General features: G+C 33.5%; 22 protein-coding genes and 1 tRNA gene. 10 read left to right on the top strand and 13 right to left on the bottom strand.

All coding sequences use genetic code 11. The features are described 5' to 3' along the window. Window positions 1-25 precede the first annotated feature (25 nt). Window positions 26-1,486: an aminoacyl-histidine dipeptidase gene (locus Q0829_RS23360; protein WP_298547516.1), complete on the bottom strand. Its 1,461-nt coding sequence runs from the start codon at window positions 1,484-1,486 to the stop codon at window positions 26-28. A gap of 96 nt (window positions 1,487-1,582) precedes the next feature. Here Q0829_RS23360 and Q0829_RS23355 point away from each other — a divergent pair, with 96 nt between their 5' ends. The 3 genes from Q0829_RS23355 (at window position 1,583) to Q0829_RS23345 (ending at window position 7,061) form a co-directional block, all read left to right on the top strand. Next, window positions 1,583-2,647, top strand: a complete 1,065-nt coding sequence (locus Q0829_RS23355; RefSeq protein ID WP_298547513.1) for a DUF3810 domain-containing protein — start codon at window positions 1,583-1,585, stop codon at window positions 2,645-2,647. 118 nt (window positions 2,648-2,765) lie between these two features. Beyond that, a complete protein-coding gene (locus tag Q0829_RS23350; RefSeq protein ID WP_298547511.1) occupies window positions 2,766-5,753 on the top strand; it encodes an amidohydrolase family protein in 2,988 nt (995 codons plus the stop codon). 15 nt (window positions 5,754-5,768) lie between these two features. Beyond that, entirely contained in the window at window positions 5,769-7,061 is a 1,293-nt protein-coding gene (locus Q0829_RS23345) for an amidohydrolase family protein (protein ID WP_298547508.1), read from the top strand. Window positions 7,062-7,120: 59 nt separating this feature from the next. Here the strand turns inward: Q0829_RS23345 and Q0829_RS23340 are convergent, their stop codons facing one another. The 10 genes from Q0829_RS23340 to tgt all read right to left on the bottom strand — a co-directional run bounded on the left by Q0829_RS23340 (window position 7,121) and on the right by tgt (window position 18,060). Continuing rightward, window positions 7,121-7,438, bottom strand: coding sequence for a hypothetical protein (locus tag Q0829_RS23340; RefSeq protein WP_298547506.1), 318 nt, complete (start codon window positions 7,436-7,438; stop codon window positions 7,121-7,123). Window positions 7,439-7,557: 119 nt separating this feature from the next. Beyond that, the gene (locus Q0829_RS23335) at window positions 7,558-8,679 is read right to left on the bottom strand and encodes an alanine--glyoxylate aminotransferase family protein (protein ID WP_298547505.1); all 1,122 of its coding nucleotides are present in this window, start codon (window positions 8,677-8,679) and stop codon (window positions 7,558-7,560) included. A gap of 300 nt (window positions 8,680-8,979) precedes the next feature. Then, complete coding sequence (locus tag Q0829_RS23330) at window positions 8,980-9,786, bottom strand: DUF6503 family protein (RefSeq protein ID WP_298547504.1); 807 nt, start codon at window positions 9,784-9,786, stop codon at window positions 8,980-8,982. Window positions 9,787-9,857: 71 nt separating this feature from the next. After that, window positions 9,858-10,847 carry a DKNYY domain-containing protein gene (locus tag Q0829_RS23325; RefSeq protein WP_298547502.1) on the bottom strand — a complete coding sequence of 330 codons (990 nt, stop codon included), beginning with the start codon at window positions 10,845-10,847 and terminating at the stop codon, window positions 9,858-9,860. Between the two features lie 104 nt (window positions 10,848-10,951). Further along, entirely contained in the window at window positions 10,952-12,232 is a 1,281-nt protein-coding gene (locus Q0829_RS23320; protein WP_298548041.1) for an asparagine synthetase B, read from the bottom strand. Next, window positions 12,216-13,763 (bottom strand): replicative DNA helicase, encoded by a 1,548-nt coding sequence (gene dnaB / locus Q0829_RS23315; RefSeq protein ID WP_298547499.1) that lies wholly within the window; start codon window positions 13,761-13,763, stop codon window positions 12,216-12,218. The genes Q0829_RS23320 and dnaB overlap by 17 nt, the downstream gene beginning before the upstream one ends. A 168-nt stretch (window positions 13,764-13,931) precedes the next feature. After that, entirely contained in the window at window positions 13,932-14,885 is a 954-nt protein-coding gene (locus Q0829_RS23310) for an acetyl-CoA carboxylase carboxyltransferase subunit alpha (protein ID WP_298547496.1), read from the bottom strand. 71 nt (window positions 14,886-14,956) lie between these two features. Continuing rightward, on the bottom strand, window positions 14,957-15,871 hold the full coding sequence (locus Q0829_RS23305; RefSeq protein WP_298547493.1) for a DMT family transporter: 915 nt from the start codon (window positions 15,869-15,871) through the stop codon (window positions 14,957-14,959). After that, window positions 15,858-16,928 (bottom strand): LptF/LptG family permease, encoded by a 1,071-nt coding sequence (locus Q0829_RS23300; RefSeq protein WP_298547489.1) that lies wholly within the window; start codon window positions 16,926-16,928, stop codon window positions 15,858-15,860. The genes Q0829_RS23305 and Q0829_RS23300 overlap by 14 nt, the downstream gene beginning before the upstream one ends. Before the next feature lies 1 nt (window position 16,929). Beyond that, on the bottom strand, window positions 16,930-18,060 hold the full coding sequence (gene tgt / locus Q0829_RS23295; protein WP_298547487.1) for a tRNA guanosine(34) transglycosylase Tgt: 1,131 nt from the start codon (window positions 18,058-18,060) through the stop codon (window positions 16,930-16,932). A gap of 177 nt (window positions 18,061-18,237) precedes the next feature. On the opposite strand from tgt, the gene Q0829_RS23290 reads away from it, so the two are divergent. The 3 genes from Q0829_RS23290 to Q0829_RS23280 all read left to right on the top strand — a co-directional run bounded on the left by Q0829_RS23290 (window position 18,238) and on the right by Q0829_RS23280 (window position 20,875). Then, window positions 18,238-19,083 carry a transketolase gene (locus tag Q0829_RS23290; RefSeq protein WP_298547484.1) on the top strand — a complete coding sequence of 282 codons (846 nt, stop codon included), beginning with the start codon at window positions 18,238-18,240 and terminating at the stop codon, window positions 19,081-19,083. 50 nt (window positions 19,084-19,133) lie between these two features. Then, window positions 19,134-20,087 carry a transketolase C-terminal domain-containing protein gene (locus tag Q0829_RS23285; protein WP_298547482.1) on the top strand — a complete coding sequence of 318 codons (954 nt, stop codon included), beginning with the start codon at window positions 19,134-19,136 and terminating at the stop codon, window positions 20,085-20,087. Between the two features lie 170 nt (window positions 20,088-20,257). Next, window positions 20,258-20,875, top strand: a complete 618-nt coding sequence (locus tag Q0829_RS23280; protein WP_298547480.1) for a porin family protein — start codon at window positions 20,258-20,260, stop codon at window positions 20,873-20,875. A gap of 55 nt (window positions 20,876-20,930) precedes the next feature. Here the strand turns inward: Q0829_RS23280 and Q0829_RS23275 are convergent, their stop codons facing one another. Further along, the gene (locus Q0829_RS23275) at window positions 20,931-22,178 is read right to left on the bottom strand and encodes a hypothetical protein (protein ID WP_298547478.1); all 1,248 of its coding nucleotides are present in this window, start codon (window positions 22,176-22,178) and stop codon (window positions 20,931-20,933) included. Window positions 22,179-22,269: 91 nt separating this feature from the next. Between Q0829_RS23275 and Q0829_RS23270 the strand changes: the two genes are divergently transcribed. The 3 genes from Q0829_RS23270 to Q0829_RS23260 are packed head-to-tail and all read left to right on the top strand — an operon-like array spanning window position 22,270 to window position 23,761. Further along, window positions 22,270-22,659, top strand: coding sequence for an RNA-binding S4 domain-containing protein (locus tag Q0829_RS23270; protein ID WP_298547476.1), 390 nt, complete (start codon window positions 22,270-22,272; stop codon window positions 22,657-22,659). Next, window positions 22,656-23,237 carry a methyltransferase domain-containing protein gene (locus Q0829_RS23265; protein ID WP_298547474.1) on the top strand — a complete coding sequence of 194 codons (582 nt, stop codon included), beginning with the start codon at window positions 22,656-22,658 and terminating at the stop codon, window positions 23,235-23,237. The genes Q0829_RS23270 and Q0829_RS23265 overlap by 4 nt, the downstream gene beginning before the upstream one ends. A 23-nt stretch (window positions 23,238-23,260) precedes the next feature. Then, on the top strand, window positions 23,261-23,761 hold the full coding sequence (locus Q0829_RS23260; RefSeq protein WP_298547471.1) for a phosphoribosyltransferase family protein: 501 nt from the start codon (window positions 23,261-23,263) through the stop codon (window positions 23,759-23,761). Here the strand turns inward: Q0829_RS23260 and Q0829_RS23255 are convergent. Then, window positions 23,753-24,274 (bottom strand): shikimate kinase, encoded by a 522-nt coding sequence (locus Q0829_RS23255; protein ID WP_298547468.1) that lies wholly within the window; start codon window positions 24,272-24,274, stop codon window positions 23,753-23,755. The two genes, Q0829_RS23260 and Q0829_RS23255, sit on opposite strands and share 9 nt — an antisense overlap. Before the next feature lie 133 nt (window positions 24,275-24,407). Between Q0829_RS23255 and Q0829_RS23250 the strand changes: the two genes are divergently transcribed. Then, window positions 24,408-24,480 (top strand) — tRNA-Lys (locus tag Q0829_RS23250). Window position 24,481 lies beyond the last annotated feature (1 nt).

The raw sequence follows: 24,481 nt of genomic DNA, 5'->3' as shown, positions 1-24,481 counted from the left end.
CATTTTTTTTGACTTAAATCTAAAACTATTTCAAGGGAATATTTTGCAAAATTTCCTTTACAAAACCCCAATATTTTTTAACAGAAGAAATACTAGCTCGCTCATCAGGAGAATGCGCACCTAAAATAGTAGGACCAAAAGATATCATATCCATATCAGGATAATTTTGTCCTAAAATCCCACATTCCAATCCTGCATGACAAGCAGCAACATGTGCTTTTTCTCCATTTATTTTTTGGTACAACTCATCTAGCACTTTCAATATTGCAGAATTCATGTTTGGAGCCCAACCTGGATAATCTCCATCTGTTGTAACCTCACAACCTATTAATTCGAAAGTTGCTCTTAGCTTATTAACCAAATCTAATTTTGTAGATTCTACGCTACTTCTAGTCAAACATTCGATCTTCATCTTACCATTACCAATAGTTACCTTAGCAATATTATTAGAAGTTTCTACCAAATCAGGAATAGACAAACTCATTACATATACTCCGTTATGGGCTGCATACAAAGATTTTAGAACACCCTCCTGAACTCCTAATTCCATTACATTCTTTGGCAAATCAACATTATTCAATTCAATTGACAAGTTGGGATCCACCAAAGTGAGTTCTTTCTTAATCGTAGAAATTAATTCTCCAGTTTCAAATTCAAAAGCTTCAGAATGTATCGTATCCACTACTATAGTAGCAAAACTTTCTCTTGGAATTGCATTTCTGAGACTACCTCCTTTAATTTCATGAATTCTTAGTCCAAAATTCTCAAAACCATCAAACAACAACCTATTCATAATTTTGTTAGCATTACCTAACCCTTTATGAATATCCATCCCAGAATGTCCTCCGTTAAGACCTGTTACTGAAATAGTATAAGCAGTTTTTCCGTCTTCAATCTTTTCTTCTTTATATGCTCGTTCGGCAGTTACATCCACTCCTCCTGCACATCCAACACCAATTTCATCATCTTCTTCGGTATCCAAGTTTAATAGAACATCCCCTTGCAACCAATTTGGTTTTAACCCCATTGCTCCAGTCATTCCAGTTTCCTCATCAATTGTAAATAAAGCTTCTATAGCAGGATGAGAAATTTCGTTAGATTCCAGAATAGCCATAATTGTCGCTACACCTAATCCATTATCCGCTCCTAAAGTAGTTCCTCTTGCTCTTACCCAATCTCCATCAATATACATTTCGATCCCTTGTGTATCAAAATCAAAAACGGTATCTGCATTTTTTTGATGCACCATATCCAGGTGAGACTGCATCACTACAGTCTTTCTATTCTCCATACCAGAAGTAGCCGGTTTTTTAATCAAAACATTACCTACCTCATCTATTTCTACTGACAACCCCAAAAAATTCCCGAAGTCCTTCATAAAAGCAATTACACGTTCTTCCTTTTTAGAAGGTCTCGGAACCGCATTAAGATCTGCAAATTTATTCCAGAGTTCTTTAGGCTCCAGATTTCTTATTTCTGAATTCATATATGTATTGTGTTTTTGACAAATGTACATTATGAAAATCTTAATTCAAATGATATATTAATTGTTGTAGCTTTACGTCATATTATATTTAATTATATGCAATCCAAAACAAAATTATATCTTACTATTTTACTTCCTGTACAGATGATAATAATTAAGATATTATCTTTCTTTCCAGAATTTATAGATCAGTTTTATAGCAATGGTTTATTTGTATACACTTCTAAAGCACTACGATATGCTTTTGGATGGATTCCATTTTCTTTTGGAGATATTGGTTATAGTATTTTGATTGTACTTCTTATTCGATTTCTATTTAAAAAAGTATTTAGAAAAAAAGCACAATGGAAAAACATAGTATTAGATATAGGTGCTACTTTATCTATAGTATATGCAGCTTTTCATTTGTTATGGGGAATGAATTACTACAGATTACCAATGCACGAAATATTAAAAATTGAAGATCAATATAGTGAGGCAGAACTTTTAATGGTCTCTGAGAAACTCATTGAAAAGGCAAATATCCTTCACGCCAATTTAGAAACAGATGATTCATTAGCTATAGTTATGCCCTATAGTAAAGATGAAATATTCGAAAAAACAATCCCAGCTTATAAGCAACTTAATCATATTCTTCCGACTATTAATTATTATCCAAAAAGTATTAAAAAGTCCTTATTAAGTATACCTCTGACATATATGGGATTTAGTGGGTATCTTAATCCAATTACTAATGAAGCTCAAGTCAACGGCTTAATTATTAATTACAAAGCTCCTACTACAAGCTGTCACGAAGAAGCTCATCAGTTAGGTTTTGCCAAAGAAAATGAAGCTAATTTCATAGCAGCTTTGACTACAATGAATTATGATGACCCCTATTTTAAGTACAGCGGAACTACATTTGCTCTTAAGTTTTGTCTAAATGATCTATATCTCAGAGATGAGCAAAAGGCTTTTTGCTTAATAGAAAAGTTAAGGCCCGGAATTAGAAAAAATTATCAAGAAGTGAATGAATTCTGGATGAGCTATCAAAATCCTTTGGAGCCAATTTTTAAAAGCACCTATGACACTTACTTAAAAGCCAACAATCAACCTAAAGGTATGGAAACCTATAGTTATGTAGTTGCCCTATTAGTAAACTACTATAAGGATAAGCTATAAATATAATACTTCCGCTAGGCTACTACTCGCTTTTTAGTTGTTAAAAAAGTATTAATTAAAAGCCTATTTCTATCGCAACAGCTATCTTTAAAACCAATTCATCTTTACACTAACTCTTATGAAAAAACTATTATTATCACTCTTAGTGATATTTATGGGGTTTAATATTAATGCTCAAGAATATTTCCCGAAAAATGATGGGGTAAAAACGTCTAACTCTAATTACACCGTTTTCACCAACGCAATAATCCATACATCTCCAGAAACAGAGATTAAGAATGGTATATTAATAATTCAGAAAGGAAAAATAGTTCAAGTTGGAACTTCTCTTTCAATTCCCAAAAATAGTATTGTAATCGATCTACAAGGAAAACATATATATGCATCCTTTATTGATCCTTTTACGAACTTCGGAATTAAAAAACCTGAAAGAAAAGGGGGCTCTTTTAGAAGTAATCCGCAATATGATGCTTCTAGAGAAGGTTATTATTGGAATGATCATATCCGTCCAGAAACAAATTCGTTAGACGATTTCACTTATGACAAGAAGAAAGCTGATGAATTTATTAAAGCAGGATTTGGAACTTTAAACACCCATATGCCTGATGGAATTATAAGAGGAACTGGTTTACTGGTGGCCCTTAATAACGATGGCACCAAAGGTGATCGATTATTAAGTGATGCATCCTCACAATTACTTTCTTTTTCTAAAAGTAATAAAAGTAAACAAATGTACCCTACATCACTAATGGGATCTATGGCACTACTAAGACAAGTATATTTGGATGCTGATTGGTATACCACTAACAATACAGATTATAAAGATTTGTCCATAGAAGCTTTAAATAAAAATAAAAACTTACCTCAAATTTTTGAAGCAGGAAGTAGAATTAATGGGTTTAGAGCTGACAAAGTAGGTGATGAATTTAATATTCAATACATCATTGTTGGTGGTGGCGATGAATATGCCAGAATTGATAAGGTAAAAGCTACTAATGCTAAATATATTATCCCGCTTGATTTTCCTGAAGCTTATGATGTTTCGAATCCATACATGGCTAACCTAGTAAGTCTTGGTGACATGCGCCATTGGAACCAAGCACCTACCAACCCATCTGTTTTGGCAAAAAATGGAGTGAAATTTTCACTAACCACACATAAATTAAAAAAGATTGCGGATCTCAATACAAGAGTTGAAAAAGCAATCAAGCATGGACTGGATAAAAAAACCGCACTAGAGGCATTGACCACCGTTCCTGCTCAGATTTTAGGTAAAAGCGATGTACTAGGAACTCTTAAAAAAGGGGCATATGCCAATTTTTTAATTACCAGTCAAGAGTTATTCTCTAAGGATAATATTATTTATGAAAACTGGGTACAAGGACATAAGAACATTGTTAATGATATGAATACCACGGATATCAATGGTGCATATGAACTAACACTTGCTGGAAAAACATATGATGTGTCCATATCAGGAAAACCTGCTAAACCAAAGGCAGAAGTAAAACTTGGAGAAATTAAATTAGGAAGTAAAATCACATATACTAATGATTGGGTATCCCTTACTTTTACAGATGCTGACACAACAAAAACCCAGTATACCAGGATCGTTACCGCGATTAATAAAAACCCAAAATTTTGGAGTGGAAAAGCTATTTTGCCCAACGGGTCAGAGACTACTTTTACGGCCAAACAAAAGCCAAAAGATGCTGTTAAAAAAGATGAAAAGAAATCTGAAGACAAAAACGAGACACCTAAGATACTGCCTATAACCTATCCAAATATTGCTTACGGAAATAGTACACTTCCTAAATCGGAAAATATCCTATTCAAAAATGCTACTGTTTGGACAAACGAGACTGATGGAATCCTTTCGGAAACTGATGTATTGATTAAAAATGGAAAAATTGCAGGAATTGGGAAAAATCTAAACTCCGGAAATGCCAAAATTATTGATGCAACCGGAAAACATTTAACGAGTGGTATTATTGATGAACATTCTCATATTGCAGCAGCAGCAATTAATGAAGCTGGTCATAATTCTACAGCAGAAGTAACCATAGAAGATGTTGTATCTCCCGATGATATCAACATGTATAGAAATCTTGCTGGTGGAGTAACTTCTATCCAGATATTACATGGGTCTGCTAACCCAATTGGTGGTAGATCAGCAATCTTAAAATTAAAATGGGGTGAAAGTGCAGAAAATCTTATCTATAAAAATTCTCCTAAGTTTATCAAATTTGCCTTAGGTGAAAATGTAAAACAAAGTAATTGGGGGGATGCAGAAAGAATACGTTTCCCACAGACCCGTATGGGTGTAGAACAATTATATGTCGATTATTTTACTCGCGCCAAGCGATATGAACAACTAAAAAACAGTGGGAAGCCTTATCGTAAGGATATAGAGATGGAAACATTAGTAGAAATTCTTAATGGTAAGCGTTTTATAAGTTGTCACTCCTATGTCCAAAGTGAAATAAATATGTTGATGAAAGTAGCAGAAAAGTTCAATTTCAGAATAAATACATTCACTCACATTCTAGAAGGATATAAAGTGGCAGATAAAATGGCAACACACGGAGTTGCCGGATCTACATTTTCTGATTGGTGGGCTTATAAATATGAAGTAAATGATGCAATCCCTTATAATGCTACTATAATGCATAATCAAGGAGTACTAGTTGCTATTAATAGTGATGATGGCGAAATGTCTAGAAGATTAAACCAAGAAGCTGCAAAATCAGTAAAATATGGAGGCATTAGTGAAGAAGAAGCCTGGAAGTTTGTAACACTTAATCCTGCAAAAATGTTACATATTGATGATCGTGTAGGTAGTATTAAAGTAGGAAAAGATGCAGATGTAGTGCTATGGACAGATCATCCATTATCTATTTACGCAAAAGCTGAAAAAACAATTATTGAAGGTGCTATATACTTCGATCTGGAAAAAGACAAAACCAACAGAAAAGCTATTGCTAAAGAGCGAAATCAATTATCTACAATGTTGTTAAAGGCTAAAAACAATGGTTTAAAGACACAGCCACCAAAGAAAAAAGAAAAACAACATTTTCACTGTGATACTGTAGAACACATTCACTAAACACCAAGTAAAAAAATGAAAAACATATCATACATATTGTTGTTACTATTATTTTCGCTAGGAAATATAACAGCACAGCAAACTCCAGCTAAATCTCAGACCGAAGCAATCACAATCACTGGGGCAATAGCACACATAGGTAATGGTGAAGTTATTGAGAATAGTATCATAATTTTTGAAAACGGAAAAATCATTAATGTTGGTACTAATGGCAGTATTGCCAGCAAAGGAAAAGTAATTGATGCAACTGGAAAACATGTGTATCCAGGATTTATTGCTCCTAATTCAACTTTAGGGCTTGTCGAAATAGGCGCAGTTAGAGCAACTGATGACGACAGTGAAATAGGTGGCTTTAATCCACATATTAGAAGTATTATTGCTTATAATGCTGAGAGTAAGATTGTAGAAAGCATGAGGCCTAATGGTGTACTAATTGCCCAAACTACGCCTCGTGGTGGATGGATTTCCGGAACCTCTTCTATTGTACAATTAGATGCATGGAACTGGGAAGATGCAGCCATTAAAACAGACGATGGAATTCATATGAATTGGCCTAGCCCTTTTACCAGAGGAAGATGGTGGTTAGGTGAAGATCCTGGGTTTAAACCAAATAAAAAATATCAAGAACAAGTAACTGCTCTTACAGATTATATGAATCAGGCAAAAGCAACCATAAAATCTGATATAAGTAAAGAAAACTTACCTCATCTTTCCATGCAAAATATTTTTAATGGTACACAAACTCTGTTTATTCATGTTAGTGCCGAAAAAGCTATTTTAGATGCATTGAGTTTTTCAAAAGAGCAAGGACTAAAAAAGGTAGTTTTAGTAGAAGCTGATGAAGCTTACAAAGTTGCCTCGCAATTAAAACAACAAAACATTCCTGTACTACTCACAAGAACGCATTCTACACCAAATTATGAAGATGATGATTATGACTTGCCATATAAAAATGCAAAGTTACTAATGGATGCTGGCGTATTAGTAGGGTTGCAAAATACAGGTCAGATGGAACGAGCTAACGCTCGTAATCTTCCTTTTCAGGCAGGAACTGTTGCTGCACATGGTTTAGACAAAGAAAAAGCAGTGCAGTTAATCACTGGCAATAGTGCTAAAATATTAGGTATTGACGATATGGTGGGTACATTAGAAGTAGGAAAAGATGCTACACTATTTATTAGTATCGGTGATGCTTTAGATATGCGAACAAATCAATTAGAGAAAGCTTTTATCCAAGGTAGAGACATCAGTTTAGAAAGTCATCAGACTACACTCTGGAAACGATATAGCAATAAATACAGTAAATAATTTATTTCTACCTACTGAATAAAAAAGGAGGCACTTTTAAAAATGCCTCCTTTTTTATTTTAAATTCCCAGTTTACTCATTTGGTGTTTGCTTTTGTATTTAAGAGCTACTGTTACTCTCACGGATTCATATATTTCATCTTCTCCCCTTGATCGCCAGAATGCTTTTACACCTTCTTTTACTAACCAAGACATTGATGGAGTATAAGTCGGTCTAGGAACTAAATGCATCGCTGCAGATGCTTCTAATGCTTCTGCGTACATTTCCGCTGCCAAATCACCTAATTGATCTGTAACATCATGTTCTGAGATTGTATTTCTAGGATAAAAAAAGTTTAAGATTTCTACGACCATTTGGTCATTGTCTATAGAACTCATTGAATAAGGTTTTAGAGATTAAAAAATGATTAACTATTTTGTGTATACAAATTTTGTGAATTTTAACCTCAAATCTCACCCTGTTTTCAGTGAAACTTCACTCCCTATTTTCGAGTATACTAACTTTTAAACTCATTCATATCCTGAAGTGCGCTAACTAACATATTTACATGATTGAGAGTACAACTTTCTCCCATAATACCAATCCTCCATATCTTACCGGCAAAATCACCTAAACCTCCTCCTACTTCAATATTATAATCATTTAATAGTCTTTTTCGTAGTAATGCTTCATCATTCCCTTCTGGTAGAAAAACTGCATTTAAATTGGGTAATCTATATTGTTCTTTAACCAAATATTCAAATCCTAAATTCTCCAATTTGGTTTTCAAAACCTGATGGACGTCTTTATGTCTTTTCCACCTATTTTCTAGCCCTTCTTCTAAAACAATCCTAAGAGATTCTCTTAATGCATAAACAGAAGAAACTGGAGCTGTATGGTGATAGGCACGTTTTGCGCCACCCCAATAGTTTTTTACTAAACTTAAATCCAGAAACCAGCTTTGTACTTTTGTTTTTCTATTTTCCAAAGCTTTCAATGCATCATCCGAAAAACTAACGGGAGATAATCCTGGAGGTGCGCTTAGATTTTTTTGTGTACCTGTATAAATCGCATCAATATTCCAATCATCTACTCGTAATTCCATACCACAATATGAAGTTACTGCATCTACCATCAATAATCCACCTGCATTATGCACCAAGTCACTTATTTCTTTTAGCGGTTGTAATGCTCCGGTAGAAGTTTCTGCATGAACTAGTGCTACTAATTTTGGTTTCTTACACACATCTAATGCTTTTTTAATATCCGAAGGAGTAATTACAGTTCCCCACTTTACTTCGACCTTATGAACTTTTGCACCACATCTTTCCGCTATATCAGCCATTCTGCCTCCAAACACACCATTAATACAAATGATGGCCTCATCTCCAGGTTCTAATAAATTGATCAAACAGGTTTCCATACCTGCACTTCCTGGAGCAGAAACAACAAATGTCATATTATTTTGAGTCATAAAAGTTTCCTGAACCATCGTCTTAACCTCATCCATAATAGTTACAAATTCTGGATCTAAGTGACCTATTAATGGCGTGGACATTGCTTTGAGTACTCTAGGATGCGCATCAGATGGTCCAGGCCCCATCAATATCCTATTGCTCGTAGTAAGTTCTGTATACATAAAATTAGTTTTTGCGTGTGTTACTATATCGTTTTCGTAAATAGAATTAAATAAACGGTATAAAATTAACTAATTATAAAAATGTGCTTAAAGTGACTTCATGACACTCTTGTTAAAAAGCTTATTAAAAATGATTATTTCGCAATACAAATAGACAATGAGAGCAAAAAATTACCATATCCTAAAAATGATATGATAACTTTTACGAAAAAAAGTTTTGTTTAATTTACAAAAAGAGCCCTATTGCTATTAACAATAGGGCTTAATAAAACAACTTTTCTTTTTCAATATTGATACTTCTTACATAGTATCTTCTTTCTTTTCTTTTGATTTACTAAATATAGATGGATCCATTTTTTCTATACTTGCAGAAGCATTCACAAAATTTCTTTCACTTCTGACATCACCAACAACACCTTCTTTATATTCTCTCCATTTTAACGTTTTAGGAAGTAACAAGCCATTAACATCATTCCAGTCAGTATATTCTATCAAACTTATCTTTTCGCTACTTTCTTTACTAAAAAACGTTACCGTATACCCTAAATATTTCATTTTATGAGACTCAGCATCATAATACAAGAAGTAATTATCTTTTGGAGAATCTCCAATTTCTTCTCCATAAGATATCTTATAACCTGGATAGGATATATCTCCTACCTTCAAGTCATCTACTTTTTCGTAAGAAATACCTTCATCCCCCAACACAAAGGGCATTGCATAAAAATAAAACATCAAATTATGATAAAAACGAGGATTTCCTTTAAAATAAGTAGAATCTTGTTCTATCCAAGCTTCTTCCCCATCAAAACCTAATGCAAATTTATCTGTTTCTATACGAGCATGTCTTGTCTTGAGATCCGTAGTGTGCTTTTCATTACCTTCCGGATTAGACAGTTCAAAAACAAGTGCGTTTTGTTGATCAAAAGCTTTAATTCCTCCATGAGCCTCAAAAACAGCGGCTATATCCGTTGGGAAATCTTTAGAGCGATCAGGAATTATTACTTCCTCTTTTTCTTCTACAACAACTTCTTTTTCTGTTTTAGGAGTTTCTTTACAAGAAAATAAAACACTTAAGATTAAAGTAAATACTATTGTTTTTTTCATTTTGAATGTAAGGTTATAGTTTAAGATTTCAATAGTCGTATTGTTTTCTAAACCTTACAATTTATCATAAATTACTTCTTCTTTACTTTCTTTCCTACTTCGTATATAAAGTTTTTATCCGAAAAAGTGTAATTGTAAGTATTGTACTTAAAAGTACTCACATCAGCTCCTTCTATAATTTCACCCTGAAAGAAAACATGATGTATATCTTTTGCGTATCCATATTCTAATTCGCTAAATGATGATGCATCTGCCTTATTGATTAGTAGACCATCATAAAAAATTTGATTGTCAATTTTTAAAAGAGAGGCATCATCAAAAAATATAATTTCATCACTATTTTTAAAAGGAAGCTTTATGACTTCTTGGATATAATCACCTCCTCTATAAGACAGATAAAAATAAATATTCCTATCATCTCTAATATGAGATCTTGTAAGTGAAATTGTTTCAGAAATATTAGCTCCATCAATTTTCAATAGAGGTTCTCCATATTGATAATGGTAAACTCCTTTAACATCTTTACAAAACTGATCATTTATAATTTCAAAAGACTCACGATCTACCACTGTACACTTTTCATTATTACGATAAATGAAATTTTTATCTTTTGCGAAATCATAACTGAGTTGCTCATAAGTCTGAGCATCTGCTCCTTCTAGAACTTCAAATGCTTCTGCTTCTGAAGTATCTAAATAATAAAGATCATCAACTAAGACATACACATGATTTTTATCTATGGGCATAAAACCTGATTTCACTTCGAAGGAAGGAATATCTACAGGAGTATTTATGACTCTGGATTTAAAATAAGCATGATTCTCGTCTTTTGCATAATCTCTACCTAAAACCTGAAAAGTAGAAAGATCTACTTCCATTTCATGTTTACCAAGTGAAAACCAATTCCCCATCGGACTATACACAATACCCTTATTATCTCTTGTATAGTAGTAAGAATCTGATAACTCTTCATTAACCACTTTCCCGAAAGGGTTAAAAAAACGATATACTCCATAAACACATAAAGCACCTATTGACACAAACAAAATAGCAACTATCATTATGATTTTTTTTACCATAGGATCAAAACTACAAAATGTCATATACTTGCATCACCCTATAAACCGTGATTTTATAGTCTAATGGAAATTGAGATTGAAAACAATTAGGTTTTTTGTTTTTTCTTTTTAGCAGCAGGAAAAAGAACATTATTAAGAATCAAACGATAGCCAGGAGAATTAGGGTGTAATTCTAATTCTGTTTTTGGATCCCCTACTCTATGCTGGTAATCTTCTGGATCGTGACCTCCATAAAAAGTAAAAAAACCTTTTCCTTTGATTCCATGAATATATCTAGCTTCATTATTAGTTCTGTTTTCTCCCAGAACTAATACATTCGACTTGATTTCGCTCGGATCATATGCTGTGGTTTGTCCCATAAATCCTTTTACCAGCGCTGTATGATTCTGACAAAGCATTGTTGGAATCGGATCCCATTTTGCCGAAAAATCCATTAGTGTAAAATAATCGGTAGTTTTAGAAATACGACGTTTCCGAGTCATATCAATAGAAGAAAACTCATATACATTAGGGCTTCTCTCTAATGTAAAATCTTTAAACGCAAAGGTTTTATTGTAATCAATTTTAGATTGGTATCCTGGCTCACTAGGATCTCCGTCGAACATTGGTTCACATATATCTACTCCTTCTGCCGCTAATGCTATCTCAAAACTATCTGTGGCACTACACATTGCAAACATAAATCCTCCTCCAACAACATAATCTCTAATTTTTAGAGCAACGCCTAATTTTTCTTGAGAAACTTTTTGATATCCCAAATCACTAGCTAATTTTTCCGCTTGAGCCTTTTCTCTTATGTACCAAGGAGCTGCTCTGTATGAAGCATAAAACTTACCATACTGTCCTGTGAAATCTTCGTGGTGTAGATGTAACCAATCAAATAGTATTAAATTATCTTCTAATACCTCTTTGTCATATACCGTTTCATAAGGAATTTCCGCAAAAGTAAGTACCATGGTTACTGCATCATCCCAGGGTTGATTTCCTTTTGGAGAATATACCGCTATCTTTGGGGCTTTTTCTAATACAACAGCCTCCATATTTTTAGATGGACTACTAATTTCTGCTAAAATTTCCTCTGTATCAGAATCACTTAACACTTCATAAGAAACTCCTCTAATCGTACATTCTTTCCTGATATTCTCTGTATCAGGTAAAAGAAAGGAGCCTCCTCTATAATTAAGTAGCCATTTTACCTTAAGATCTTTACTTAGCGTCCAATACGTAATTCCATAAGCTTTCAGGTGATTTTGTTGACCTTCTGCATCCATAGGAATTAATACATATGAAGCATATGATTGAAAAGAAAGGAAAAATAGTAACGTATAAATTAGAAACTTATACTTTATTTTAGAAAGGAACGTCATCATCATCATTAGAGTCATTTATGCTACTCCCAAAAGCTTCATCTGCACTAGGAAGATGGCTTGTACTAAAAGGATCATCTTCTTCTTTGCCATCATTCATTTTAGAATGAAACTCAAAAGGAGTACTAAAGTCATCTAAGTTATCAAATTTACCTAAGTGACCAATAAATTTTAACCTAATATTTTCTAAACCACCATTACGGTGCTTAGCAACTATAAATTCTCCTTGGCCCTGAGTAGGAGATCTTTCTTCATCATCCCATTCATCTATCTTATAATATTCTGGTCTAAATATAAATGCAACAATATCTGCATCTTGCTCTATCGCTCCAGATTCCCTTAGATCACTTAATAATGGTCGTTTACTTCCTCCACGGGTTTCTACCGCACGTGATAGCTGGGATAATGCGATAACTGGTATATTCAATTCTTTTGCTAATGCCTTAAGGTTACGAGAAATTGTCGAAATCTCTTGTTCACGATTTCCATTCTTTCCACTTCCACCTGCTGTCATTAACTGTAAATAATCAATTACGATCATTTTTATACCGTGTTGAGAAGAAAGACGACGTGCTTTTGCTCTTAAATCAAAAATAGAAAGTGAAGGTGTGTCATCAATAAAAAGTGGTGCTTTCTCTAAATCTTTAACTTTCACATTCAGTTGTTCCCATTCGTGCTTTTCCAACTTACCAGTACGCAATTTTTCTGAAGAAAGACCGGTCTCTGATGAAATCAAACGAGTAATCAACTGTACAGAAGACATCTCTAATGAGAAAAACGCAACTGGGATATTAGCTCCAACAGCCATATTTCTTGCCATAGATAATGTTAAGGCTGTTTTACCCATACCAGGACGTGCTGCCACAATAATTAAATCACTTGGCTGCCAACCGGAAGTAAGTTTATCTAACTTATCAAAACCAGAAGGTACTCCACTCATTCCTTCTTTATTGGATATTTCCTGAATTTTTTTCTTAGCCTGGATTACCAAATTTTGTGCAGTCTCTGTCGATCTTTTGATATTTCCTTGAGTTACCTCATATAATCTAGATTCTGCCATATCCAAAAGATCAAAAACATCAGCTGTCTCATCATAAGATTCTTCTATGATTTCGTTTGATATTTTGATGAGGCTACGCTGAATATATTTCTGCAGAATTATACGTGCATGAAACTCTATATGTGCAGAAGATGCTACCTTTTGGGTTAATTGTATGAGATAAAATTCCCCACCTGCTAATTCCAGTTTCGCGTCCTTCTTAAGTTGACTAGAAACCGTTAATAAGTCTATTGGCTCCGAATTTTCGAAGAGTTTATAGATTGCTTCAAAAATGTATTTATGAGACTCTCTGTAAAAGACATCAGGATTAAGAATGTCAATAATTTCATCAACTCCTTTCTTATCAATCATCATTGCTCCTAGTACAACTTCCTCTAAATCAGTTGCTTGAGGAGGTATTTTTCCTTTTTCCAGCGAAATTACGTTCCCCCGACCATAATTAGATTGCTGCGCTTGCTGTACTTTTTCCATAACCACGAATGTAAAAAAATTGTAAAGAGATGGCCCCTATACAAAGATAATGAATGTCCACCAGTCATCAACAAATGAACTGTTGATAACTTAATTATATTGTTAATAAGCATAAAAAAATCCGAAGTCAAAAACTTCAGATTTTTGTGTCAAGTGATTTATTAGGGGTTAGCCTTTAAAGACTCCCATATTTGCATATTTATCCATACGTTTTTCTACCAATTCTTCTGGTGATAAGTTTTTCATCTCATCAAAAGACGATAAAATTTTGTCTCGCACAGCTTTAAATGTTTTTTCACGATCACTATGAGCTCCACCAAGTGGTTCTCTCACGATTTCGTCCACAACTTTAAGTTTAGCACTATCTTTTGCGGTTAATTTTAAAGCTTCTGCTGCAATTTCTTTTTGCTCCCAACTTCTCCATAAAATAGAAGAACAGTTCTCTGGAGAAATAACTGAGTACCAAGAATTCTCTAGCATTAACACTTTATCTCCTACTCCTATTCCTAATGCTCCACCACTGGCTCCTTCTCCAATAATGATAACAATAATAGGAACTTTAAGACGAGTCATTTCTAGGATATTTCTAGCAATAGCTTCTCCTTGTCCTCTTTCTTCGGCTTCTAAACCTGGATAAGCACCAGGTGTATCTATAAAACTTACTACAGGAATATTAAATTTCTCTGCACTTTTCATTAATCGAAGTGCTTTTCTATATCCTTCTGGATTAGCCATCCCGAAGTTACGATATTGTCTTGTTTTAGTATTGTATCCCTTTTGCTGGCCAATAAACATAAAGCTTTGATCACCAATCTTACCAAGACCTCCTATCATTGCCTTATCATCTTTAACATTACGATCTCCGTGTAATTCTAAAAAAGATTCACCACAGATTGCGTTAATGTAATCTAAGGTATATGGCCTAGATGGATGTCTGGATAATTGTACTCTCTGCCAAGCAGTAAGGTTTTTATAAATTTCCTTTTTTGTCTCGTTCAACTTCTTTTCGATTTGCTTACAGGTATCAGTAACATCAACGTCACTCTCCGCTCCTATAGCGCAAGCCTTCTCAAATTGTTCCTCGAGTTCTTTTATGGGGAGTTCAAATTCTAAATATTCCATATCAAGAATATATTTTTATTTTTTAACTAGGGTTAGCAGACAAATATAAAACAATACTTGTTAAACTAGTATTAAGACCTTTGTCTTTTTATTTTTTTAATGTTCTTAAATATTCCGTTTAATACGACAGTGCCTAATATAATAAGGGCTCCGTAGTAAAATCCGGGATTCATTTTTTCTGAATCACCAAAAATTAAATATGCTAATACGATTCCATAAATCGGCTCCAGATTAATCGTTAACATTACTGTATATGGACTTAAGTATTTCATTACCTGAACAGAACCAATAAAAGCATACGCTGTACAAATTGAAGCTAAAATAATAAGATACACCCAATCCGTAGAAGACAATTGAAAGAAAGCCATTGAAAAACCTTCATTCTCGTTGCCTAAAAAGGATACTCCAATTAAATAAATGGTCACAAAACCAACACCACATAATAATTCGTAAAAAGAAATCATTGATGGCGCATACTGCTTTGCAATCTTTCCGTTGATCAATGAAAAAACTGAAGACAAAAAAGCAGAACACAACGCATATATAATACCTAAAAAATAATCCCCTTCTACGTTAAAAATGATATAGAGTCCACAAATCACCATAAGGCCGAATAAGACCTCATACCATATCAGTTTACGTTTATAAAAAATAGGTTCTAAAATTGAAGTAAAAAACGCTCCAGTAGATAACACAGCTAAAGTTATAGAAACATTAGATACTTTTATTGCTGCAAAAAAAGTAATCCAATGTAATGCTATAATTGCTCCAGCAATACATAAAGTAATCAAAAGCTTTGTGGAAATTTTTAAAGAGATCTTTCTTAAATAAATATAGATATATATAAATCCTGATGCCATAAACATTCTATACCATACTAAGGGTAACGCATCAATGGAAATTAATTCTCCAAGGATTGCCGTAAACCCCCATACAAAAACTATAAAATGAAAATGCAGGTAATTCTGAAGCTTAACGTTTGGCATTATACAATAAATAAATAGCTAAAATTCCAAAAGAAACATTGGGAAACCATACAGCGACCAAAGGTGGAAAATCAGATTGATTAGCCATAGTACCTAATACTTTATCAAAAAAGATAAAAACAAAGGCTAACGAAATACCAACAGCAAGGTTTACTCCCATTCCTCCTCTTCTTTTCATCGAGGAAACCGCAACTCCTATAACCGTTAGAATAAATGCCGAAACAGGAATACTCCATCTTTTGTAAGCTACCACTTTGTAACGATTAATATCAGATGACCCTCTTTTGCTTTCTTTTTCTATAAATTTACTTAATTCTACATAGTTAAGTGTTTCCGCTACATAAGTCACTGGTGTGAATTCATCAATATTAAAAGGTAACACAGTATCTTTTTTTCTGGCCTTCTCGATAATATCTTCATTTTCTAAAACTGTTCGTTTTACAAAATCTCTTAGTTCATAAATGCTATCCTTAAAAGTTATCGTTCTTGCAGAAATTTTGGTTACCAACTTATTACCATCAAAATATTCTAATGTAAAGTTATTGGCCTTTTTCTTAAGTGGCTTAAAATCATTAGCATACAAAAAAATACTATCATTTAATTGTCGGTATACATTCCTGGTTTCTTGTACTTTTTTACCTTTCTTTAAATATGTATATTTAAATTCATTAAATCCCTGACTTGCTTTAGGCGCTAAAAACAATCCCATTGCCAAGGCTCCTAAACAAATTAAAATAGCTCCTATCATATAAGGTCTAAGAAATCTCCAAAACGAAACACCCGAACTTAAAAAAGCAATAATCTCTGTTTTATTCGCCAATTTAGACGTAAACCAAATCACAGAAAGAAAAACAAATAATGGAAATAATAGGTTTGCGAAATATATTGTGAAATCGAGATAATAAGATGCAACAGCAGCAAAGGGTGCTTTATGCTCTAATATATTATCAATTTTTTCTGAGAGGTCTACAATGATACCGATTGGGATAAACATGAGAATCATTGTAAAAAATGTTCCCAAATATCTTTTAAGTATGTACCAGTCTAATATTTTCAAATTATAGTCTTTTATCCATTTGTTTAACCATCATATTTTTCCAGGAATAAAAATCTCCTGCTAAGATATGTTTTCTTGCTTCTCGAGTCAACCATAAATAAAACCCTAAATTATGAATGGTAGCTATTTGTTTACCTAATAATTCATTTACAGTAAAAAGATGTTTTAAATACGCTTTAGAATATTCTGTATCTACATACGTAATTCCCATTTCATCAATTGGCGAAAAATCGTCTTCCCACTTTTTGTTCTTTATATTTATGGTTCCATGTGCCGTAAACAACATTCCATTTCTTCCATTACGTGTTGGCATTACACAATCAAACATATCAACCCCCAAAGCGATATTTTCTAAAATATTAATAGGCGTTCCCACACCCATTAAATATCTAGGTTTATCTTCTGGCAAAATTTCGGTTACTACTTCTGTCATTGCATACATTTCATCAGCAGGTTCACCTACAGATAATCCTCCAATCGCATTACCTTCTGCTCCTGCATTAGCAATATATTCTGCCGACTGTCTTCTTAGGTCTTTATAAGTACTCCCTTGTACAATCGGAAAAAAAGTCTGATCATATCCATATTTAACAGGAATTTTTTCGAGATGTTGCATACATCTATCTAACCACCTGTGTGTCATATGCATACTTCTTTTTGCATATCTATAATCACAAGGATATGGAGTACATTCATCAAAAGCCATGATAATATCAGCTCCAATAGTACGCTGTATTTCCATCACATTTTCTGGAGTAAAAACGTGATAAGAACCATCTATATGTGATTTAAATTTAACTCCTTCCTCCTTGATTTTTCGATTTGCAGATAATGAATATACCTGATACCCTCCACTATCTGTAAGAATATTTCGATCCCAATTCATAAACTTATGTAATCCTCCTGCTTTTTCTAAAATAGGAGTTTGAGGTCTTAAATATAAATGATATGTATTTCCCAAAATTATATCGGGATTGATATCATTTTTTAACTCTCTTTGATGAACCCCTTTAACAGTCCCTATGGTACCAACAGGCATAAAAATTGGAGTCTCGATAACTCCATGATCAGTCGTTATTTTTCCAGCTCTAGCCTTACTTTGTGGATCCGTAGATAATAGGTCGAATTGCATAATTTTTATTTCGTAGAGCGCAAAGATAACTAACTAAAACTACTTTGATAAAGCGAAGTTTCCGAAAACTTTTCGTTATTAACAATAGTATCTTAATTAAAAGGTGTTCAGACATTTTGCCACGGTAATCAAAACCTGTATTTTTGCGCCTTAATCATTAAGCCAATTAGCATTACAATGCCAAAAACACAACAATTAGAAGATTTTGTAACTCAGGTACGTAGAGATATTCTACGACAAGTTCACAAAGTAAACTCAGGACATCCAGGAGGTTCTCTGGGATGTACAGAATTTTTTGTCGCTCTTTATCAAGAAATTCTAGAAAGAAAAGATGGATTTGATATGGATGGAAAAGAAGAAGATCTTTTTTTCTTATCTAATGGTCATATTTCTCCAGTGTACTATAGCGTATTAGCAAGAAGCGGATATTTTCCGGTAGAAGAGTTAAATACTTTTAGACTAATCAATAGTAGACTTCAGGGACATCCTACTACACATGAAGGTCTTCCGGGTATTCGAATTGCTTCGGGATCTCTTGGACAAGGAATGTCTGTTGCTATTGGGGCAGCACAAGCAAAAAAACTAAATAATGACAATCATATTGTATACAGTCTGCATGGAGATGGGGAACTACAAGAAGGTCAAGTTTGGGAAGCTGCTATGTATGCGGCTGGAAAAAAAGTAGACAACCTTATTTCTACTATAGATCTTAATGGTCAGCAAATTGATGGATCTACTGATGATGTATTACCGCTAGGTAGTTTAAGAGCTAAATTTGAAGCCTTTGGTTGGGATGTTATGGAAATCAAAGAAGGAAATAATATTACTGCTGTTATAGAAGGCCTTAAAGAAGCAAAAAGCAGAACAGGAAAAGGAAAACCTGTTTGTATTTTAATGCACACGGTTATGGGTAATGGAGTAGATTTTATGATGCATACTCATGCGTGGCATGGTAAAGCTCCAAATGATGAGCAATTAGAAATAGGTTTGGCTCAAAACCCTGAAACCTTAGGAGACTATTAAGGCATACAAAGAGATTTCTGTAAAACAGGAATTACTTAAAAAAAACATACATGAAAAAATATATAGACACAGGAAAAAATGACACTCGTTCTGGTTTTGGAGCTGGTCTTGAAGTACTTGGAAAAACAAATGAAAATGTTGTTGCACTTTGTGCAGATCTTATAGGTTCTTTAAAAATGGATGCTTTTATAGCAAACAATCCGGATCGATTTTTTCAGATCGGAATTGCTGAAGCGAATATGATGGGGATCGCTGCCGGTTTAACTATTGGAGGTAAAATTCCGTTTACTGGAACATTTGCTAACTTTTCTACAGGTCGTGTATACGATCAGATACGCCAATCTATTGCTTATAGTGGGAAAAACGTAAAAATCTGTGCTTCTCACGCGGGTTTAACATTAGGAGAAGATGGTGCAACACATCAAATTTTAGAAGATATTGGATTGATGAAAATGTTACCAGGAATGGTAGTAATCAATCCTTGTGATTACAACCAGACCAAAGCCGCTACTATTGCAATTGCAGATTACGAAGGACCTGTATACTTACGTTTCGGTAGACCTAAAGTAGCTAATTTCACTCCTGAAGATCAAAAATTTGAAATTGGTAAAGCGGTTCATCTACAAGAAGGAACTGATGTTACTATTGTAGCTACAGGACATTTGGTATGGGAAGCATTACAAGCTGCCGAAACTTTGCATGAAAAAGGCATTAGCGCTGAAGTAATTAATATCCATACTATAAAACCGCTGGATGACGAAGCTATCTTGAACTCTGTTAAGAAAACAGGTTGTATTGTTACCGCAGAGGAACACAACTTTTTAGGAGGACTTGGAGAAAGTGTATCCAGAGTATTGGCACTAAATCACCCTACACCTCAGGAATTCATTGCTACTAATGATACTTTTGGAGAAAGTGGAACTCCAGCACAGCTAATGGAAAAATATGGATTAAATGCTGAAGCTATAACCAATGCTGTAGAAAAAGTTATAAAGAGAAAATAACAAACAAGCTTTTAAGCATAAGCTTATATTCAAAAGCCTTCTGTTCATCGCAGAAGGCTTTTTTTTATTGAATTACAGAATAATTAGTTTCTATTTTCGTTATGGAAGATATACTTACCACAACCAAAAAAATATTTAATTATTTATTCATCTTTTAAAACTCATTTAAAATGAAAAATGTATTAGTATTTTTGATTCTACTCATTTCTTTCTCAGCAATCGCCCAAAAAAAAGGCATAAACTTCGGGGTAAAAGCTGGTCTTAATTACGGAGATAACGGTAAAATTGAATTTAATGACCTTACAAATGCTGGAGGTAATTTACTATCTGAAAATGCTGATGATCGTGTAGGTTATCACATTGGAATTTTCTTAAGAGGAGATATTACCGACAGTTTTTATTTAAAACCAGAACTGCAATATACTCAGAATAGTAGCTCTTATTCTTTTGACAACAGAAAATTAGATTACAATATAAAGAAACTAGATCTACCTATTTTGGCTGGAGTATACCTTTTAGGACCTTTGCACGTTTTTGGCGGTCCTTCTTTACAATACATTGTAGATAATGACTTAGAAGATGTTAGATTAAGCGACGTAAAAAATGAATTCACTGTTGGCCTTCAATTCGGAGTTGGATTACAGATAAGACGTCTTAATATTGACCTAAGGTACGAAAGAGGAATTACCGAAAACCAAGCTCAAACAATTGACGAAAACACAGGCCAAACGATCAGAGTAGATTCCAGACCAAATCAATTTATTATAAGCTTAGCGTTAGACTTATAATTTCTGAGATTATATGTATAAAAAAACTCTGGTAAATACCAGAGTTTTTTTATTGTTAGTCATTCTTAGGATCACTATCGTCAGAATCTAAATGGTTTGGTATTCCATCACCATCATCATCATAAAAGATAATCTCACCTAAATCTATATCAATAAAACCATCTTCATTAGCATCATCAACTGTTACTTCATCCATGGTTAACGTTCCATCACCATCATCATCTATATCAAAAAAATTAGGAACTACACTTCCATCGGTATCATCATTGGACAAGTTTCTATCACCTATATCATTTGTAGGGTCTCCATCGCCATCTCTATCGACAGTTAAATCAGAATCAGCCTCTAAATCTTCTAAATAAGAAGGTATACCATCACTATCGTGATCTGTTTGATTCATTCCGTATAATTGGATACTAAATATAAGAGGTGAATATTGGGGAATACCTGTTTGTATCTCATTGAAATAAGCTAGTCCGGAAGGCATAAATACCGTAAAATCACCAAAGTCCATATTATAATCCACAGTACCATTGTCTGGATTCTCTACAAACCCTGATGCGCCACTAACCTCAACTGTTCCTTCTCTAAATCCTGGTACAACACCATTTAAATCAAACCATACTGGTGTAACGGCACTATCAAAAATTCTTCTATCGGGATTATTATTATCTACCTGATCCTTTTCATCTATTATTCCATCTCCATCCGAATCTACTTTTCCTTCATCTGTTCCTTCTATTCCATCATCATCAGCGTCAGCATCATCTGCAATTCCATCTCCATCACTATCCGTTTTAGTTTCTGAATCACTTATATTGTCAGGCTCATTATCTCCATCCGCATCTACATCTGCATTATCAGGAATACCATCTCCATCCTGATCTACGTTATCATAAAAAATCTCTCCCCTGTATGTTACAAATGCTGAATCTGCAAAGGTCGGTTTACGTTCGGATATTGCTCCATTATTCCTTTTTAGAATATATAATGTATAATCTACTTCATTAAGGTTAATCACTTTAGTTTCTAACAATCCGGAATCCCAAATAGAAGTCTGACCACTATTATCTCCAGCAATAGTATCAAACTGCACAACTTGATAATCTGGATTTGCTTCATTATCTACTAAAGTAAAAAAATGTGTCTTTAAATAGTCTTGTATTATTGGATCCTCATCTGCTTGCTGTTCCGTAAAGTCCCTTGGAGGAATACTAATAAAACCATCATCATCATCGTTATTACAGGCAAATAAGGCTGAAACAACAACTCCAATGGCAAAAATATATCTTCTTACTTTCATCTGATTGCTTTTTTGAAGGCGCAAGATACAATTTTCTTGTACTTTTGCTGAACTATTATTATAGATAAAACGCATTTTTTAATCATTTTTTATGCGAGTTGATAAATATTTATGGTGTATCAGATATTTCAAGACACGTAGTATTGCTACAAAGGCTTGTAAAGAAGGTAAAGTTCGTGTAAACGGAGATATTGTAAAACCATCCAGAGAAATATACCCCACTGATAAAATTACTGTTCGTAAAAACCAACTTAATTACGAACTAGTTGTTTTAGACACACCAAAAAGCCGACTCGGCGCTAAGCTAGTCGACATATACCGTAAAGACGTAACTCCTGCAGAAGCGTTGCAAAAATTAGATCTTTTGAATTACTCCAAAGATTATTATAGAAAAAGAGGTACCGGTAGACCTACTAAAAAAGATCGAAGAGATATAGATGATTGGTTTGAAGAACCTAATGATACCGATAGTGAAGAATGAAGTTAGATTCGCATTTCTGGAGTAATAAATATAAACTACACCAAACAGGTTGGGATATTGGATACGCATCTCCTCCAATTATATCATATTTCGATCAATTGGATAATAAAGATATTAAAATATTAATTCCAGGATGCGGAAATGCTCATGAAGCAGTATTTTTATTTGAAAAAGGGTTTAAAAACATATATATCTTAGATTTTGTTAAAGAAACACTTAACAAATTTCAAGAAAAACAACCCAATTTTCCCAAGTCTCAAATACTATATGGAGATTTTTTCAGTTTACACGACCAATTCGATATTATCATAGAACAAACTTTTTTCTGCGCCTTATTACCAGATCAAAGGAAAGCATATGTTTCTAGAATGAAATCTCTACTAAAACCAAGCGGAAAATTAATCGGACTACTTTTTGATACTTATTTCGAAAAATCCGGCCCTCCATTTGGAGGAAATAAAAAAGAATACATAGCTCTATTCTCTCCACTTTTCAAAATTAAAACATTAGAAAAATGTTATAATTCCATTCCTCCACGTATGGATACCGAACTCTTTTTTATCTTTGAGGGCAATTGAAAAAAAATTAATACTGTTTACTTATGCAAGCTAAAGACAATATCATTCTCACTCATGAACAAATTCAGCATAAGATTAAGCGAATAGCTTATCAGATTTATGAGACTAACGTAAATGAAAAAGAGATTGTTATTGCGGGTATTGCAAAAAACGGATACATTTTTGCTCAACGTTTAAAAATAATTTTAGAAGATATTTCGGATATTAATGTTACTCTTTGTGAGGTAACTATGGATAAATCTTCTCCTCAAAATACAGTTCAAACATCCATTTCCTCATCAGTATATAAAAACAAATCGCTTGTCTTAGCTGATGATGTTCTTAATTCGGGAACGGCTTTAGTTTATGGAGTTAAACATTTTCTGGATGTTCCACTAACACGATTTAAAACAGCGGTTCTGGTAAATCGAAATCATAAAAAATATCCTATCAAGGCAGATTTTAAAGGTATTTCTTTATCTACCTCTTTACACGAGCATGTAAATGTGACTTTTGGTGAAAATGATCTTGCTATATTAGAATAAGGTATTCTGTATTTCTGTTGCTATAGCTTCAATAGTTTTATCATCTGTAGAAATTATATATTCGGCCTGATTATAATAAAATGAACGCTCAAAAAGATGTTTTCTAATAAAATCTTTAAGATCATCCTGAGATGATATATGTTCTATAAGTGGTCGTTTTTCTTTTTCTTTGAATAGTCTATTCACTAATTCCTGCAATGATGTTTTTAGATATACACTTTTAGCATTTTTACTATTCTTTAGAATTTCCAGGTTTCCAGCAAAACAAGGCGTTCCTCCACCTAAAGAAATTATGGTATTAGTTTTAGTTTCTAGAACCTCTTTTAAATATTGATTTTCTTTTTTTCTAAAATATATTTCTCCATTATCTTCAAAAATCTGAGATATCGTTTTTTTTTCTTGAGATTCAATATAATCATCCAGATCAAGGCATTTCATTTTTAACTTATCAGCTAAATCCCTGCCAATCGAAGATTTACCACATCCCATATACCCCAATAAAATAATATTCATAAACTAAATTTTAGGTTATTTATGCCTGAAAAAAAGGGCATTTAAAATAAAAAGCAAATTTATATTAAATTCTTCTTGAAAAATAAATTAATGATAGTATATTTGCACCCGCATTCAAGGAAAAAAATTGAATGACCAGTTAGCTCAGTTGGTAGAGCATCTCCCTTTTAAGGAGAGGGTCCTGGGTTCGAGCCCCAGACTGGTCAC

Origin of the sequence: uncultured Aquimarina sp. (genome assembly GCF_947492405.1) — a bacterium.
Classification (GTDB): Bacteria; Bacteroidota; Bacteroidia; order Flavobacteriales; family Flavobacteriaceae; genus Aquimarina.
This window is presented reverse-complemented; position numbering and strand designations above follow the sequence as displayed.

Bases quoted from the DNA above. Each gene is read 5' to 3' on its own strand.
- Q0829_RS23360 (WP_298547516.1), bottom strand. From the start codon at position 1,486: ATGAATTCAGAAATAAGAAATCTGGAGCCTAAAGAACTCTGGAATAAA.
- Q0829_RS23355 (WP_298547513.1), top strand. From the start codon at position 1,583: ATGCAATCCAAAACAAAATTATATCTTACTATTTTACTTCCTGTACAG.
- Q0829_RS23350 (WP_298547511.1), top strand. From the start codon at position 2,766: ATGAAAAAACTATTATTATCACTCTTAGTGATATTTATGGGGTTTAAT.
- Q0829_RS23345 (WP_298547508.1), top strand. From the start codon at position 5,769: ATGAAAAACATATCATACATATTGTTGTTACTATTATTTTCGCTAGGA.
- Q0829_RS23340 (WP_298547506.1), bottom strand. From the start codon at position 7,438: ATGAGTTCTATAGACAATGACCAAATGGTCGTAGAAATCTTAAACTTT.
- Q0829_RS23335 (WP_298547505.1), bottom strand. From the start codon at position 8,679: ATGTATACAGAACTTACTACGAGCAATAGGATATTGATGGGGCCTGGA.
- Q0829_RS23330 (WP_298547504.1), bottom strand. From the start codon at position 9,786: ATGAAAAAAACAATAGTATTTACTTTAATCTTAAGTGTTTTATTTTCT.
- Q0829_RS23325 (WP_298547502.1), bottom strand. From the start codon at position 10,847: ATGATAGTTGCTATTTTGTTTGTGTCAATAGGTGCTTTATGTGTTTAT.
- Q0829_RS23320 (WP_298548041.1), bottom strand. From the start codon at position 12,232: ATGACGTTCCTTTCTAAAATAAAGTATAAGTTTCTAATTTATACGTTA.
- dnaB (WP_298547499.1), bottom strand. From the start codon at position 13,763: ATGGAAAAAGTACAGCAAGCGCAGCAATCTAATTATGGTCGGGGGAAC.
- Q0829_RS23310 (WP_298547496.1), bottom strand. From the start codon at position 14,885: ATGGAATATTTAGAATTTGAACTCCCCATAAAAGAACTCGAGGAACAA.
- Q0829_RS23305 (WP_298547493.1), bottom strand. From the start codon at position 15,871: ATGCCAAACGTTAAGCTTCAGAATTACCTGCATTTTCATTTTATAGTT.
- tgt (WP_298547487.1), bottom strand. From the start codon at position 18,060: ATGCAATTCGACCTATTATCTACGGATCCACAAAGTAAGGCTAGAGCT.
- Q0829_RS23290 (WP_298547484.1), top strand. From the start codon at position 18,238: ATGCCAAAAACACAACAATTAGAAGATTTTGTAACTCAGGTACGTAGA.
- Q0829_RS23285 (WP_298547482.1), top strand. From the start codon at position 19,134: ATGAAAAAATATATAGACACAGGAAAAAATGACACTCGTTCTGGTTTT.
- Q0829_RS23280 (WP_298547480.1), top strand. From the start codon at position 20,258: ATGAAAAATGTATTAGTATTTTTGATTCTACTCATTTCTTTCTCAGCA.
- Q0829_RS23275 (WP_298547478.1), bottom strand. From the start codon at position 22,178: ATGAAAGTAAGAAGATATATTTTTGCCATTGGAGTTGTTGTTTCAGCC.
- Q0829_RS23270 (WP_298547476.1), top strand. From the start codon at position 22,270: ATGCGAGTTGATAAATATTTATGGTGTATCAGATATTTCAAGACACGT.
- Q0829_RS23265 (WP_298547474.1), top strand. From the start codon at position 22,656: ATGAAGTTAGATTCGCATTTCTGGAGTAATAAATATAAACTACACCAA.
- Q0829_RS23260 (WP_298547471.1), top strand. From the start codon at position 23,261: ATGCAAGCTAAAGACAATATCATTCTCACTCATGAACAAATTCAGCAT.
- Q0829_RS23255 (WP_298547468.1), bottom strand. From the start codon at position 24,274: ATGAATATTATTTTATTGGGGTATATGGGATGTGGTAAATCTTCGATT.